Source organism: Nocardiopsis oceanisediminis (assembly GCF_048595525.1).
Taxonomy (GTDB): domain Bacteria; phylum Actinomycetota; class Actinomycetes; order Streptosporangiales; family Streptosporangiaceae; genus Nocardiopsis_A; species Nocardiopsis_A oceanisediminis.
The window spans coordinates 2537434-2552542 of record NZ_JAFMZJ010000001.1 but is presented as its reverse complement, the minus strand read 5'-3'; the positions used below and the strand labels follow the sequence as shown (position 1 = coordinate 2552542).

Annotated in this window: 13 protein-coding genes; 7 read left to right on the top strand and 6 right to left on the bottom strand. The window is 74.1% G+C overall.

From position 1 onward, the window contains the following. Positions 1 to 162 precede the first annotated feature (162 nt). Positions 163 to 3135 carry a helix-turn-helix transcriptional regulator gene (locus tag J0910_RS11365; RefSeq protein WP_420158470.1) on the bottom strand — a complete coding sequence of 991 codons (2973 nt, stop codon included), beginning with the start codon at positions 3133 to 3135 and terminating at the stop codon, positions 163 to 165. Between the two features lie 64 nt (positions 3136 to 3199). Then, positions 3200 to 3382 (bottom strand): hypothetical protein, encoded by a 183-nt coding sequence (locus J0910_RS11360; RefSeq protein WP_420158469.1) that lies wholly within the window; start codon positions 3380 to 3382, stop codon positions 3200 to 3202. A 337-nt stretch (positions 3383 to 3719) separates the two neighbouring features. Here J0910_RS11360 and panB point away from each other — a divergent pair, with 337 nt between their 5' ends. Both panB and J0910_RS11350 read left to right on the top strand, forming a co-directional pair. Then, positions 3720 to 4562, top strand: coding sequence for a 3-methyl-2-oxobutanoate hydroxymethyltransferase (gene panB / locus J0910_RS11355; protein ID WP_420161958.1), 843 nt, complete (start codon positions 3720 to 3722; stop codon positions 4560 to 4562). A 204-nt stretch (positions 4563 to 4766) separates the two neighbouring features. After that, positions 4767 to 5804, top strand: a complete 1038-nt coding sequence (locus J0910_RS11350) for an LLM class F420-dependent oxidoreductase (RefSeq protein WP_420158468.1) — start codon at positions 4767 to 4769, stop codon at positions 5802 to 5804. Between the two features lie 243 nt (positions 5805 to 6047). Here the strand turns inward: J0910_RS11350 and J0910_RS11345 are convergent, their stop codons facing one another. Then, on the bottom strand, positions 6048 to 6449 hold the full coding sequence (locus tag J0910_RS11345; RefSeq protein WP_420158467.1) for a DoxX family protein: 402 nt from the start codon (positions 6447 to 6449) through the stop codon (positions 6048 to 6050). Positions 6450 to 6746: 297 nt separating this feature from the next. Between J0910_RS11345 and J0910_RS11340 the strand changes: the two genes are divergently transcribed. Then, a complete protein-coding gene (locus J0910_RS11340) occupies positions 6747 to 7502 on the top strand; it encodes a FadR/GntR family transcriptional regulator (RefSeq protein WP_420158466.1) in 756 nt (251 codons plus the stop codon). A gap of 54 nt (positions 7503 to 7556) precedes the next feature. On the opposite strand, the gene eat is transcribed toward J0910_RS11340, so the two are convergent. Beyond that, the gene (gene eat, locus J0910_RS11335) at positions 7557 to 9008 is read right to left on the bottom strand and encodes an ethanolamine permease (RefSeq protein WP_420158465.1); all 1452 of its coding nucleotides are present in this window, start codon (positions 9006 to 9008) and stop codon (positions 7557 to 7559) included. Positions 9009 to 9320: 312 nt separating this feature from the next. Between eat and J0910_RS11330 the strand changes: the two genes are divergently transcribed. From J0910_RS11330 to J0910_RS11315, 4 genes are all read left to right on the top strand, one after another. After that, positions 9321 to 10694 (top strand): glutamine synthetase family protein, encoded by a 1374-nt coding sequence (locus J0910_RS11330; protein WP_420158464.1) that lies wholly within the window; start codon positions 9321 to 9323, stop codon positions 10692 to 10694. 84 nt (positions 10695 to 10778) lie between these two features. Beyond that, positions 10779 to 12161 carry an aldehyde dehydrogenase family protein gene (locus J0910_RS11325; RefSeq protein ID WP_420158463.1) on the top strand — a complete coding sequence of 461 codons (1383 nt, stop codon included), beginning with the start codon at positions 10779 to 10781 and terminating at the stop codon, positions 12159 to 12161. 131 nt (positions 12162 to 12292) lie between these two features. Beyond that, a complete protein-coding gene (locus J0910_RS11320) occupies positions 12293 to 13057 on the top strand; it encodes a 3-oxoacyl-ACP reductase (RefSeq protein WP_420158462.1) in 765 nt (254 codons plus the stop codon). Positions 13058 to 13208: 151 nt separating this feature from the next. Continuing rightward, a complete protein-coding gene (locus J0910_RS11315; RefSeq protein ID WP_420158461.1) occupies positions 13209 to 13925 on the top strand; it encodes a gamma-glutamyl-gamma-aminobutyrate hydrolase family protein in 717 nt (238 codons plus the stop codon). On the opposite strand, the gene J0910_RS11310 is transcribed toward J0910_RS11315, so the two are convergent. Continuing rightward, positions 13897 to 14190, bottom strand: coding sequence for a DUF397 domain-containing protein (locus J0910_RS11310; protein WP_420158460.1), 294 nt, complete (start codon positions 14188 to 14190; stop codon positions 13897 to 13899). The genes J0910_RS11315 and J0910_RS11310 overlap by 29 nt on opposite strands. Beyond that, positions 14187 to 15059: a helix-turn-helix domain-containing protein gene (locus tag J0910_RS11305; protein WP_420158459.1), complete on the bottom strand. Its 873-nt coding sequence runs from the start codon at positions 15057 to 15059 to the stop codon at positions 14187 to 14189. The genes J0910_RS11310 and J0910_RS11305 overlap by 4 nt, the downstream gene beginning before the upstream one ends. Positions 15060 to 15109: the final 50 nt, after the last annotated feature.

The window sequence follows — 15109 nt, the reverse complement described above, 5'->3', positions numbered from 1 at the left end:
CTATTGCATTCGGCGCGCAAGTCACAGGGGGCTCGGACCGGCACTCTCGACCGCTTGGAGCTGGGAAATCCGGGGACCTCCCGGAGCGCTACACCCTACCCTGGAAACGGCGCGGCCGGTTCCGACCCGCACCCCTTTGAAAGGGACAATTGGCTTCCCCGTTCACTCCAGTCCGGAATCGCGCGCTTTCAGGGCGGCCGCATTCCGATTCGAAACACCGAGCTTGGCCAGCACGTTCGAAACGTGGACGCTCACGGTTTTGGCGGATATGACCAGTTCCGCGGCGATCTCCCTGTTGGTCCGGCCGCGCGCGACCAGCCGCAGGACCTCCAGCTCGCGCGGGGTGAGCGCGGCGAGCGGACCGGCGCCGGACTCCGCGGCGCTCCGCTCGGAAACGCCCGCCTCCTCCGGTTCGGGCGGCGCGGGAAAGGCGGTCCCGTACTCCTCCATCAGCCGCACGGCGTCCCGCAGGTACCGGCCCGCGCCCATCTCCGCGGCGAGCGCGTGCGCCTCCAGGAGCAGGGGCCCGGCCTCCTCCAGCGCACCGTCCCGGAGCAGGTGGCGGGCCCGGCAGAGCAGCGCGGGCACCAGCCACAGCCGCAGCTCGGAGGAGCGGAGCAGGTCGACGGTGCGGCGCCGCAGCGCGTCGTCCTCACCGGACCCGCCGCCGAGCAGGCTCAGCGCCAGCCCCAGCGAGATCCGGCCGAACAGCCCCAGGCCGGCGCCGCCGCCGAGGGAGGCGGCGCGCTTCAGCAGCAGCTCTCGGAGCCGGCCCGCCGCCCCGCCGCCCCCGCGCGCACCGCCGTCGAGGACCAGCCAGACCTCGACCGCGTGGAAGAGCCACACGGCCAACCGGAACCCGCGCATCCACGGCCGCTCCCGCTCCATCAGCGCGGTGACCGCCTCGGCCGCGCGCTCGGCGTTCCCCTCCTCGGCGTCGACCCACGCCCGGAGCAGCCGCACCCCGGTGAACTCGATCTCCGCGGCCGCCTCCGCCGGATAGCAGCGGTGGAAGGCGTCCAGTTCGCGGGCGGTCCCGGAGACCGAACCGCGCACCTGCTCGATCTGGGCCAGCAGGTCGTGCCGGCGCCCCTGGGTGCGCGGGTTGGCGGCCGGGGGCGCGCTGCGCAGCAGCGTCGCCGCCTCGCCGACCCGCCCGGAGTTGAGCAGCCCGATCGCCAGCCCGTTCTGGAAGCCGCCGCTGCGGGTGCGGGAGACCCCCAGCTCGGCGGCGCGCTCCAGCGCCGCCCGGTTGACCTGCATCGCCTCGGCGATGCGGCCCGCGTCGGCCAGGGCCGCGGCGGTGTTGTTCAGCCCGCGCAGCTCGGTGGGCATGTCCCCGCTGCTCCGCGCCAGCGCGGTGCCCCGGCGCAGCGAGTCGAGGGCGCGGTCGGCGTCGGGGCCGCGGGAGCGGGACCCGCCCAGGGTGATCAGTGCGTCGGCCTCGGTGTGCGCGTCCCCGGCCTCGCGGGCGCGCCGCAGCGCGGCCGAGGCGGTGCGCTCGGCCTCCTCGTCGTGCCCGCGCACCACCAGGGTGGCGGCCATCGCCGCGGTGACCGCGGGGCGCAGCCGGTGCCGGTCGGGCAGGACGGTCAGCGCCTCGCCGAAGTCCTCCAGGGCCCCGTCCCGGGACATCTCCCGGGCCGCCTCGCCCCGGGCGTAGAGCAGCATGCCCATGGCCACCGCGTCCTTCTCCGGGATCTCGCGGGAGACCCGCACCCGGCACATCCCGGTGCCCAGCCACCGCGTGTACGCCCGCAGTCCGGTGTCGGCGTAGTCGTGCGCGCGCCGCGGGTTGTCCAGCGCCTTCGCGGCCTCGCTGGCGGCGCAGAGCACCTCGGCGTGGGACCGGCCGATCCGCTCCGCGGCGTCGGGGACCTGCTCCCACAGCTCCAGGACCCGGTCGAGCAGGGCGAGCCGCTCGGGGGCGGCCGCGGCGCGCCGGGCCGACTCGGCGGCGCGCCAGGCGCTCTCCAGCGCCCGCGGCAGGTCGTGGGCGGCGTAGGCGTGGTGGGCGAGCATCGCCGCGGCGCGCCCGCCGTCGATCCCGGGGACGCCGGCGGCCAGCGCGTCGGCGTAGCGGCGGTGCAGCCGGATGCGCTCGCCGGGGAGCAGGTCCTCCTGGACCGCCTCGGCGAGCAGCGCGTGCCGGAACCTGTACCCCTCGGCCAGCGGATGCAGCGCGTTGGCGTCCACCGCGGCGCGCACCGCGGCGTCGAACCGGTCCGCGGGCAGCTCGCAGACGGCCTCCAGCAGGGCGTGGTCGGCCCGGTCCCCGGTGAGCGAGGCCGCCTTGAGCACCGCGAGCGCGGTCCGGTCCAGCGGGCGCAGCGCGCCGAGCAGCATCTCCCGGGGGCCGGCCGGGACCGGGGCCCCGGCCAGGTCCGGCCGGTCCAGGAAGGACTCGACGAACAGCGGGTTTCCGCCGCTGCGCTGGTAGACCAGGTCCAGGTCGCCGGCGGAGAGCGCCCCGCCGCGCAGCGCGGCGGCCTGGTCGGCGACCTCGTCCCGGGAGAGCGGGGCCAGGTCGAGCCGGGTGACCGGGTCCAGCCGCTCCAGTTCGGGGAGGAGGCGGCGGAGCGGGTGGGTGCGGTGCAGGTCGTCGGTGCGGACCGTGGCGATCAGCTGGACCCGGGCGGCGCCCAGGTTGCCCAGCAGGAAGACGAGCAGGTCCCGGGTGGAGGCGTCGGACCAGTGCAGGTCCTCCAGGACCAGGGTGAGGCCGCCGGAGCCGGCCGCCTTCTCCAGCAGGACCAGGACCTCCTCGAACAGCCGGGCCCGCCCCTCGCCGGAGGCCTCCGGGGCCGGGCCGAGCTCGGGCAGCAGCCGGGCCAGCTCACCGGGGCCCGGCCCGGTCTCGACCGCGCCCTCCCGGACCAGGCGGCGCAGCGCGGTGGCGAAGGGCGCGAAGGGGAGCCCGTCCACGCCCAGCTCGGGGCAGCCCCCGGCGACGGTCCGCGGCATCGGCGAGCCGGCGGCGTACTCGCGCACCAGGCGGGACTTGCCCACCCCGGCCTCGCCGGCGACGAGCACGGCGGTGGCGCCGCCCCGCAGCGCCCGCCGGGCGTCGGCGCGGAGGGCCGCCAGCTCCGCCTGCCGGCCGACGAAGGCGGATTGCCGGTCGGTTCTGTCCATGCCGCCCAGTATCCCGGCCGCCGCCGGCGGAGCGCTCACGCCGCCTTCCCTCCGGGGCGGGCCGTCACGCCGCCTTCCCGTGGCCGGGGCGCCCCCGGCCGCGCCGGGCCGGCGCGGTCCCGGGGCCCCCGTGCCGGGCGGCCTCGCGGCGCCGCTCCCGGCGGGCGCGCTCGGCGGCGGCCTCGGCCTCGGCGCGCTCGCGGCTCTGCCGGGCGAGTTCGGCCATCTGGTCGGGGTGGAAGGCCATACCGGCCCCTTTCACTCGGTCCGCGGTGTGCTCTCGGGAACCAGGATCTGCGCGGAGGCACCGGGCCCGCCATCCGGAAACCGCCCTATCTTTCCTGCTCAGAGGCGCCTTAGGGAGGCGGTCGGGCAGCTCGGGCATCCCTAGGGCGCCCTCCCGGGCGGCCTGCGGGCGGGCGGAGGGGTGTGACCGTCCGCTCGGCGCCGGACGGGATGGGCGAAAGGGGCGAATGCGTTGCCCCGGAAGGAGAGCGGCATACCCGCCCGTGCGAGGATGAGCCGACAAGTTACCGACAACGTCCGGGGACGCCGAGAGGCGCTTCGAGACAGTGGAGGAACGCATAATGAGCACCACGTCCGCCCCCGCCCTGTACGGGGGCGCGTCCACCCGCCGGGTGACCGTGCGCGACATCGCCGCCGCCAAGGCCCGCGGCGAGCGCTGGCCCATGCTCACCGCCTACGACGCGCTCTCCTCGCGCGTCTTCGACGAGGCCGGGATCCCGGTGCTGCTCGTCGGGGACTCCGCGGCGATGGTCGTCTACGGCTACGAGTCCACGCTCCCGGTCACCGTCGACGAGCTCGTCCCGCTCACCGCCGCGGTGGAGCGGGCCACCTCCCGGGCGCTGGTCGTCGCCGACCTGCCGTTCGGGTCCTACCAGGCCTCGCCCGAGCAGGCCCTGGGCACCGCCGCCCGGTTCATGAAGGAGGGCCGCGCGCACGCGGTCAAGCTGGAGGGCGGGCGCCGGATGGTGCCCCAGGTGGAGACGCTGGTCTCGGCCGGCGTCCCGGTGATGGGGCACCTCGGCCTGACCCCCCAGTCGGTCAACACCCTGGGCGGCTACCGGGTCCAGGGCCGCAGCGACGAGCAGGCCGCCGAGCTGCTGGCCGACGCCAAGGAGCTGGAGCGGGCCGGGGCGTTCGCGGTCGTGCTGGAGTGCGTGCCCAACGCCGTGGCCGAGCGGATCACCGGTGAGCTGAACATCCCCACGGTGGGCATCGGCGCCGGCCCGGGCACCGACGCGCAGGTGCTGGTCTGGCAGGACATGGCCGGCCTCAGCCCGCGGGTGGCCAAGTTCGTCAAGACCTACGCCGCGCTGAACGAGACGCTGGCCGAGGCGGCCCGCGGCTTCGCCGAGGAGGTCGTCTCCGGCGCCTTCCCCGACGAGGCGCACTCCTACGCCTGACCTCCGACCCCCCGGGCGCACACCGCTGAGGCGCCCGGGGCCGGGCGCCGCCCCCGCCGCGGGGCGGCGCCCTTCTTCATCCGCCGGACCCGCCAGGTCAGGCCGTCGCCGCCGGCACCGCGCCGCCCCACCCCGGTCACGGAACCGAACGCTACTCGGTTGTAGAGTTTCGCCGACCCGGGCGAGACGACCAACGGAGGCACCATGCGCATCTCCATGCCGCTGCAGTACGCCGGCGACCCGAAGCAGTCCGTCGAGCAGATCACGGAGCTGGAGAAGGCCGGGCTGGACACCGTCTGGGTGGCCGAGGCCTACGGCTACGACAGCCCCACCCTGATGGGCTACATCGCGGCGCGCACCGAGCGGGTCCGGATCGGCGCGGCGATCCTCCCGGTCTACACCCGCACCCCCACCCTGATCGCGCAGACCGCCGCCGGCCTGGACTACCTCTCCGACGGGCGGGCCGTGCTCGGCCTGGGCGCCAGCGGGCCGCAGGTCATCGAGGGCTGGCACGGGGTCCCCTACACCAAGCCGCTGGCCCGTACCCGCGAGGTGGTGGAGATCTGCCGCAAGGTGTGGGCCCGCGAGGAGCGGCTCAGCCACGACGGCCGGATCTTCACCCTGCCCCTCCCCCCGGAGCAGGGCACCGGGCTGGGCAAGCCGCTGAAGATCATCAACCACCCGGTGCGCAGCGCGGTCCCGGTCTACCTCGCCTCGCTCGGCGAGAAGAACGTGCGGATGACCGCCGAGATCGCCGACGGCTGGCTGCCCATCTTCTTCATCCCGGAGAAGGCCGACGCGGTGTGGGGCGAGTCGCTGCGCGCCGGCGCGGCCGACCGGGACCCCTCGCTGGCCCCGCTGGAGATCGCCGCCGGCGGCATGCTCGCCATCGGCGAGGGCGAGGAGACCAAGAAGCTGCTGGACTTCGTCCGCCCGATGATCGCGCTCTACGTCGGCGGCATGGGCGCCAAGGGCCGGAACTTCTACAACACCCTGGCCCGCCGGTACGGCTACGAGGAGGCTGCGGAGAAGATCCAGGACCTCTACCTGGCCGGGAAGAAGGACGAGGCGGCCGCCGCCGTCCCGGAGGAGATGCTGGAGCTGACCAACCTGGTCGGCCCGGAGTCCTACGTCCGCGAGCGGGTCGAGGCGTTCCGCGCCGCCGGCGTCACCGACCTGAACGTCACCCCGGTCGGCGACGACCCGGTCGCGCTGATCGAGAAGGTGAAGAGCTGGCTCTGACCCCCTCCCCCGGGGCCCGGGGCGTCCGGGGCCGCCCCGGCCGGCTCCGGTGCGCGGGCCCCGGCGGCGGCCGGCGCCTCCCGGCCCGCGGCGCTCCGGGCCGGGCGCGGGCGGGGCGCCCTCCGCCCGGTCCCGCCGAAGTCGCCGCGCGGCCGGCGCCTCCGTCGGCGATCGCGGTGGCGCGCCCCGCCCGCGCCCGGTGGTAAAGGCCCGGGCGCGGCGGAGGAACCGGCGGGGCGGGGCTCAGCGCCCGATCAAGGAGAGCGTCTCCCGCTTGCGGATCCAGGCGATGGCCAGCAGGAGCACGGTGAGCACCGCGGGCATGGCCCAGCCGGAGTCGACCAGGATGAACAGGTGGGTGAGGACCGCGCCCACCACGATCACCGCCAGGCCGGCCGCGGCGAGCCCGGCCACTCTGGGCACCAGCAGCAGGAGCGCTCCGGCCACCTCGGCCGCGCCCACCGCGTAGCGCAGCCACTGCCCCGCGCCGATCTGCTCGAAGACCTGGACGTGATCCGGCCAGCCCGCCAGCTTGCCCGATCCGACCATCATGAACGCGGCGAAGCAGAGCACCTGGAGGACCCAGGCCAGCACGGTCAGGGCGGTCGCCCTCCCCGCCGCAGGGTGCGTTTCGGTCCGTTCCATCGTGGCCTCGCTTCCCCAGGCCGGCGCCCCCGCTCCGCCGCGGGCGGGCCGGCTCCGCCCGGTCCTTGGCGCCATGCTCGCATGCCGCGCCGCCGCGCGGGAGGGCCCTCTCTCCGCCACCGTCGACGCACGCTCGACGCGTGCTCGACGCGTGCTCGGCGCACCCTCGGCGCGTACTCGACGCGCGGTCGGAGCCCGGTCCGCGCCGGCGCCCTCCGATCCGGTTCTAGGCTGGAAGCGGCCGCCCGCGGCGGCCCCCACCCCCCGTCCCGAGACTCCCCATCAGCGAGGTGAACGTTGTCCCAGCCGGACGTCCCGCCGGAGGCCGCCGGGTTCGGCGCGACCGCGGCCGAGGCCGTCTTCCGCCCGGTGCGCACCGGCAACGCCTTCGAGGAGACGGTGGAGCGGCTGCTGTCCGCGATCAAGCTCGGCGTGGTCGCCCGCGGCGAGCGGTTCCCGCCGGAGCGGGAGCTCGCCGCCCGGCTCGGGGTCAGCCGGATCACCCTGCGCGAGGCCATCCGCGCGCTGCAGGAGGCGGGCTACGCGGAGTCGCGCCGGGGCCGGGCCGGCGGCACCTTCGTCACCTACATCCCGCCGCGCCCGAGCAGGGCCGAGGCGCAGCGGGTGCTGGAGCGGATGGACGCCCCCCTGGACGACCTGTTCACCTTCCGGCGGGCGCTGGAGGTCGGCGCGGCCGTCCGGCTCGCCGAGGACGGCCTGGACGAGGAGGGCGGGCGGCTGCTGAGCGCCCGGCTGGAGGCGGTCGACTCCGCCTGCACCGACGACTACCGCCGCCTGGACACCGTCTTCCACCTGACCCTGGCCGAGCTGACCGGTTCGGCCTCGCTCACCTCGGCCCTGGCCGACACCCGGATGCGGATCAACGACCTGCTCAACGCCATGCCCATCCTCGCCCGCAACCTGGAGCACAGCAGCCGGCAGCACCGCGCCATCGCCGCCGCGGTCCGCGCCGGCGACCCCGAGGGGGCGCGCCGGGCGGTCGGCGAGCACCTGGACGGCACCGCCGCGCTGCTGCGGGCCTTCCTCGGCTGACCCGGCGCCCCCGGGCGGCGGCGCGGACCGCGGCGCCCGCGCCGCCGTCCGGTGCTACTTCAGCTCCGACTCGGCCTCCTGGACCAGGGCGAACTCCTCCTCCGGGGCGTCGGCGACCAGCCGGTGCCGGGAGTAGAACCAGAAGTAGGCCAGGAAGACGGCCAGGATCCCGGCGGCCACCGCGGCCCCGGCCATGTCGACCATGAAGGTGGCGACCACCGCGCACAGCGCCAGCACCAGGGCGATGCCGGTGGTCAGCACGCCGCCGGGGGTGCGGTAGGGCCGCTCCAGGCCGGGCTCGCGGCGGCGCAGCACGATGTGCGAGACCATCATCAGCGCATAGGAGGCGGTCGCTCCGAACACCGCGATGTTGATCAGCCTGTCGCCGTCGCCGACCGCCGCCGCCAGCGCGAACCCGATGGTGCCGGGCACGATGAGCGCGGTGTAGGGGGTCTTGCGCCGCCCGGTCAGCGACAGCCAGCGCGGCAGGTACCCGGCGCGGGAGAGCGCGAACAGCTGCCGGGAGTAGGCGTAGATGATCGAGAAGAAGCTCGCCACCAGCCCGGCCAGGCCCACGTAGTTGACGATGTCGGCGATGGCCGCGGAACCGCCGTAGGCCTCGCGCAGCGCCTCCGGCAGCGGGTTGCTGGAGTCGGCCATCACGCTCGCGCCCGCGCCGCCGGGCGCCAGCAGCAGCACGCCGAACCCGGTCACCAGCAGCACCGCCATCGCCGCGATGATGCCGCGCGGCATGTCCCGGGCGGGGTCGCGGGCCTCCTCCGCGGCCAGCGGAACGCCCTCCACCGCCAGGAAGAACCAGATGCCGAAGACGAAGGCGCCGAGCACCCCGGCGAAGCCGAACGGGAGGAACGGGCTGGCCCCGACCGCGTCGGTGGGGGCGATGTCGAACAGGTTGGCCGGGTCGAACGCGGGCGCCATGCCCGCGGCGAACACCGCGAGCGCCACCACCGCCACCCCGGTGATGGCGAACATCAGCCGCAGCGCCTCGCCCACGCCCCACAGGTGGACGCCGACGAAGACCAGGTAGCAGACCAGGTAGACGGGCCAGGCGTCGGTCAGGCCGAACAGCCCCAGCGCCTCCACGTAGCCGCCGATGAACACCGCGATCGCGGCGGGCGCGATCGCGTACTCGATGAGGATGGCGGTGCCGGTGGCGAACCCGCCGAGCGGGCCCAGGGCGCGGCGCGCGAAGCCGTAGCCGGCGCCGGCGGTCGGCAGCGCGGAGGCCATCTCGGCCAGCCCCAGCACCATGAACAGGTACATGGCGCCCATCAGGACGGTGGCGATGAGCAGGCCGCCCCAGCCGCCCTCGGCGATGCCGAAGTTCCAGCCGGCGAAGTCGCCGGAGATGACGTAGGAGACGCCGAGCCCGGCGAGGAGCAGCCACCCGGCGGCGCCGCGCCGCAGGGTGCGGCGCTCCAGGTAGTCGGCTCCCGCTCGGGCGTACTCGGCGCCCTGGACGTGTGCACGCGGTCGATCGGACAACGGTGTTCCCCTCGCTCGGGAATGTCGTGCTCCGCCGGGGGCCGCCTCCGCTCACCGGGCGGCGCCTCCGGGCCACCGGCCGTCCGAAAAGGTATACCGCCGATCCTTTTCGGTGGTGACCGGTGATGATGCGCCGCCGCGACATGCCTTGTCAAGAGGGGCCCAGCAGGCCCGACAGGTCCGGTCGCTCCCGGTTTTCCCCCTGGACACAGGGGTTTCCGGCGGATTTACCCGCGCCCGGGGATTGACACCCCCGGCCCTGGCTGCTTCCATGCGGCAGAGGTCTGGTACTGAACCTTAAGGAGACCTCCGGTGCGATCGAACGACGGCGGACACCCCCTGACGGTGGAACGGCTCGGCACCGACATCCGCGCGGGGGCGGTCGACACCGTGCTGGTCGCCTTCACCGACATGCAGGGCCGGCTGCAGGGCAAGCGGATCTCGGGGCGCTTCTTCCTGGACGAGGTCCTCGCGCACGGCACCGAGGCGTGCGACTACCTGCTCGCGGTGGACGTCGAGATGAACACGGTCGGCGGCTACGCCATGTCGTCCTGGGAGACCGGCTACGGCGACTTCGTGCTCCGCCCCGACCTGGACACGCTGCGCCTCACCCCCTGGCAGGAAGGCCAGGCCATGGTCACCGCGGACCTGCTGCGCACCGACGGCGCGGACGTCGCCGTCTCGCCCCGGCAGATCCTCAAGCGGCAGACCGAGCGGCTGGCCGAGCGCGGCTGGACCGCGATGGTCGGCACCGAGCTGGAGTTCGTCGTCTACCGGGACTCCTACGAGGAGGCCTGGAACCGCGGCTACCGCGAGCTCACCCCCGCCAACCGGTACAACGTCGACTACTCGGTGCTGGGCGGGGCGCGGGTGGAGCCGCTGCTGCGCCGCGTCCGCAACGAGATGGCCGGCGCGGGGATGTACGTGGAGTCCGCCAAGGGCGAGTGCAACCTGGGCCAGCACGAGATCGCGTTCCGCTTCGACGACGCGGTGACCACCTGCGACCAGCACGCGATCTACAAGAACGGCGCCAAGGAGATCGCCGATCAGGAGGGCATGTCCATCACCTTCATGGCCAAGCCCGACGAGCGCGAGGGCAACTCCTGCCACGTGCACATCTCGCTGCGCGGCGAGGGCGGCGCCCCGGTGCTCGCCGACGGGTCGGCCCCCCACGGGCTCTCCGCCACCGGGCGGCATTTCCTCGCCGGGCAGCTGGCCTCGCTGCGCGAGCTCACCCTGCTGCTCGCGCCGAACATCAACTCCTACAAGCGGTACGCGCCGGGCAGCTTCGCACCGACCTCGGTCGCCTGGGGGGTGGACAACCGCACCTGCGCGCTCCGCCTGGTCGGCCACGGGCCGAGCCTGCGGGTGGAGAACCGGGTGCCCGGCGGCGACGTCAACCCCTACCTGGCGGTCGCGGCGCTGATCGCGGGCGGCCTGGACGGCATCGAGCGGGAGCTGGAGCCCGGGGAGGCCTGCGCCGGCAACGCCTACGCCGGCGACGCGCCGAGCGTCCCCGCCACCATGCGCGACGCCCTGGCGCTGTGGGAGGACAGCCCGCTGGCCCGCAAGGCCTTCGGCGACGAGGTGGTGGAGCACTACGCCAACTACGCCCGGGTGGAGCTGGCCGCCTACGACTCCGCGGTGACCGACTGGGAGCTCCGAAGAGGCTTCGAGCGGCTCTGACCGCTTTTTCCACACCCGGCGGCGCGGGCTTCCGCCGACCGCCGCCGGGTGCCGCAGGACCGACCGAGCCAGGGGGGAGCAGTGATGGCCGGCGCACCGTCGCAGCAGCATGTCATCGATCCGGCGACCGAGGAGGTCATCACGGCCGTCCCGCTCGCCTCGGCGGAGGAGGCGGACGCGGCGGTCGCGCGCGCCCGCGCGGCCTTCCCGGCCTGGAGATCCCTCGCCCCGGGGGACAGGGCCCGGATCCTGCGCGCCTTCGCCGACCGGGTCGACGCGCACCGGGCCGAACTCGCCGACCTGGAGGTGCGCAACGCCGGCCACCCGGTCGGCCAGGCCCGGGGCGAGGCGGCCATGGTGCGCGACGTGTTCGAGTACTTCGCCGGGGCGCCGGAGCGGGCCTGCGGGCGGCAGATCCCGGTGCCGGGCGGGTGGAGCGTCACCTTCGCCGAGCCGCTGGGCGTGGTCGGGGTCATCGTGCCATGGAACTTCCCGATGCCGGTCTTCTCCTGGGGGGCCGCCCCGGCGCTGGCCGCGGGGAACACGGTGATCGTCAAGCCCGCGGAGCTCACCCCGCTGACCGCGATCCGCCTGGGCGAGCTGGCCCTGGAGGCCGGGGTCCCGGAGGGCGTGCTCCAGGTGCTGCCGGGCGCCGGCCCGGTCGCCGGTGAGGCGCTGGTGCGCCACCCCGGCGTCGCCAAGATCGCCTTCACCGGCTCCACCGCGGTCGGGAAGCGGATCATGGCGCTCTGCGCCGGCGACCTGAAGCGGGTCACCCTGGAGCTGGGCGGCAAGAGCGCCAACATCGTCTTCGCCGACGCCGACCTGGAGCGGGCCGCGGCGGCTGCGCCCTACGGGGTGTTCGACAACGCCGGACAGGACTGCTGCGCGCGCTCCCGGCTGCTGGTCCAGCGGTCGGTGTTCGACCGGTTCATGGAGCTGCTGGAGCCGGCGGTGAAGGGCGTCGCGGTCGGCGACCCGCACTCCCCCGCCACCGAGATGGGCCCGCTGATCTCCGCGGAGCACCGGGAGAAGGTCGCCTCCTACGTCCCCGACGGCGCACCGGTGGCGTTCCGCGGCTCCGCGCCGTCCGGCCGGGGCTTCTGGTTCCCGCCGACCGTGCTCGTCCCGCCCTCCGCGGACGACCGGGCGTTCACCGAGGAGATCTTCGGCCCGGTGGTGTCGGTGCTGCCGTTCGAGGACGAGGCGGACGCGGTGCGCATCGCCGACGACACCGCGTTCGGCCTGGCCGGCTCGGTGTGGACGCGCGACGTCGGCCGGGCGCTGCGGGTCTCCCGCGCGGTCACCGCCGGGAACCTGTCGGTCAACTCGCACTCCGCGGTCCGCTACTGGACCCCGTTCGGCGGGTTCAAGGAGTCGGGCATCGGCCGGGAGCTGGGGCCGGACGCGCTGGACGCGTTCACCGACACCAAGACGGTCTTCATCTCCGACGGCCCGCGGGGCTGACCGCGGGCGCGCCCCGGGCCGGTCGGGGCCAGGGCGCGGCGCGGAGCAGGAGGGGCGCGGACACCGGCGCCGGGGCCGCCCGGTGCCGGACGGCCCCTGTCTTCATCCGGTTCAAGGGAGGGGAGCAGCACATGCAGCGGTTCGAGGGGCGCGTCGCGGTGATCACCGGCGCGGGCAGCGGCATCGGGAGCGCCACGGCGCTCCGGCTGGCCTCGGAGGGCGCCAGGATCGTCGCGGTCGACCTGGACGCCGAGGCGGGCGCGCAGATCGCCAAGGAGACCGGCGGGATCTCCGTGGTCGCCGACGTCACCAGCGAGGAGCAGGTCCGCGACGCCTTCGCGGCGGCCGCGGATGCCTACGGGTCGGTCGACGTGGCGTTCAACAACGCCGGGATCACCTCGCCCGAGGACGGCTCCGTTCTGGAGACCGGCCTGGACGCCTGGCGCCGGGTGCAGGAGACCAACCTGACCTCGGTCTACCTGTGCTGCAAGTACGCGCTGCCGTACATGCGCGAGCAGGGCAAGGGGGCGATCGTGAACACCGCCTCGTTCGTGGCGACGATGGGCGCGGCGACCTCGCAGATCTCCTACACCGCGAGCAAGGGCGGCGTGCTGGCGCTCAGCCGGGAGCTGGGCGTGCAGTTCGCCCGGGAGGGCATCCGGGTGAACGCGCTCTCCCCCGGACCGGTGAACACCCCGCTGCTCAAGGAGCTGTTCGCCAAGGACCCGGAGCTCGCCCGGCGCCGCCTGGTGCACGTGCCGTTCGGCCGATTCGCCGAACCGGAGGAGCTGGCCTCCGCGGTGGCCTTCCTGGCCAGTGACGACGCCTCGTTCATCACGGCGAGCAACTTCCTGGTCGACGGCGGCATCTCCGGCGCCTACGTGACCCCGCTGTAGGGCCGGCCCCGCCGCAGTGCCGGGGAGGGCGGCGGCCCCTCGACTCCCGCCGCCCTCCCCTCCCCTTCCCCCTCCTCTTCTTCCTCTTCTTCCTCCGCGGTGGCGCCGGGTCCGCGGGCCCGGCGAGGATCTTCGACGGCAAGGAGTATCGATGCCCCACGCCCGCCCGATCATCGGCATCTCCGCCTACGCCGAGCGCGCCCGCTGGGGCGAGGCGTGGGACCTGCCCGCCGCGCTGCTGCCCCGCGCCTACGTCGACTCGGTGGCGCGTTCGGGCGGTGCACCGGTGATGCTGCCGCCGGTCGGCGGCATCGCCGACGCGGTGGCCGGCCTGGACGGGCTGGTCCTGGCCGGCGGCGGCGACATCGACCCGGCCCGCTACGCGGCCCCGCGCGCCGAGGAGACGGCGGGCGTGCGGGAGGCGCGGGACGCGGCGGAGTTCGCACTGCTGGAGGCGGCGCTGGAGCGCGGGCTCCCGGTGCTCGGCATCTGCCGGGGCATGCAGGTGATGAACGTGGCCCGGGGCGGAACGCTGCACCAGCACCTCCCGCCGGTCGTCGGCACCCGGCTGCACCGGCGGCGCACGGCGGCATTCGATCCGCACCCGGTCAAGGTCGACCCGCGGAGCATGACGGCGGAGGTCCTCGGCCGCACCGTCCTGGACGTGCCCTCCTACCACCACCAGGGCATCGCCGAGCCGGGCGAGGGCGTCACCGCCACCGCCTGGGCCGAGGACGGCGTGATCGAGGCGATCGAGTACGCGGGGACGCCGCACGTGCTGGGCGTGCAGTGGCACCCGGAGATGGGCGACGACCCCGCGCTGTTCGACTGGCTGGTGGCTACAGCCTCCCGCGCTGAGCCGCGCTGAGGAAGGCGGACCACTCGGCGGAGGGGAAGGAGATGTGCCCGGCCCCGGGGTACTTGGAATCCCGGACGGCGGCGCCGAAGGCGGTGTCGGCCACCTCGACGCACTCCACCCGGTCGCTGCTGTAGCTGCTCTTGCGGAAGCCTGCGACCTCGACACACTCCTGGTGCTGGCCGCTGTGGCTGCTCTTCCGGAAGTGAGCTACTTCAACACAGTTGGGCTCCTGCCCGCTGTAACTGCTCTTACGGAAAACCAGCTTGTCGATCATTGTCCGCTCTGTCCGCTCTCTAGAGTGTTGAGCACCTCAGCGATGAACCGAGCGCTCTGCGCAGTACTGATGGCCGCGCCTTGGATATCACCAAACGTAGCGCTATAGCGCTCAACATCGCCTGGCTGCTCGAAGAATACTGAGTCGGTTACCGTCCCGACATGCACGATCGGCGGGTCGAGATGCCCAGGGAACTCAAGGATGCTGAACGGCGCCACCAGTGCGGCGTGCGAGCCGGCTGAGAAAGGCAGCAGCTGGATGTCCACGTTCGGCAGCTTGGCCATGTAAAGCAGGTGTCGCAGCTGCTTGGCCATGACCTCTGCATCACCGATCAGGCGACGCAGGGCTGCCTCGTCCATCACCACTCGCAAATGAACGGGCTCGAAACGAGTGAGGATCTCACGCCGGGCCATCCGGGCCTCGACTCGGCGCTCGATGTCCTCCACTCCTGTGTAGCGCCCGCCCTCGAACAAAGCGCGAGCGTACTCGGGCATCTGGAGCAGCCCAGGGATCACCAGTCCTTCGAACGAGCGGATCACCGACGCCTCTGCTTCGAAATCCGGCAGGGCCTGATCCCCGAAGACCTCACGGTACTTCGTCCACCAGCCACGCTGCTTCGCATCGCGGGCCAGCGCCTGCATCGCCTCCCGCTTCTGCGGGTCGGTGATCTCGTAGAGGTCCATCAGCCTGTCGAGGTCCGCCGGGACGATCCTGCGCGTCTCCGTCGTCTCGATCTTGCTGATCTTCGAGGCCGTCCAGCCCAGCGCCTTCCCGGCTTGAGCGACGGTCAGCTTCTGTTTCTCTCGGCCTTGCTTCAGCTCTGCGGCCAGCCGACGGAGCCGGAGTGTGGGGCTGTGAGGGTCTCGCATGCTCGGAGTCTAGAACATGTTTTCTCGACAATGTCGGAAAATCACTTGAC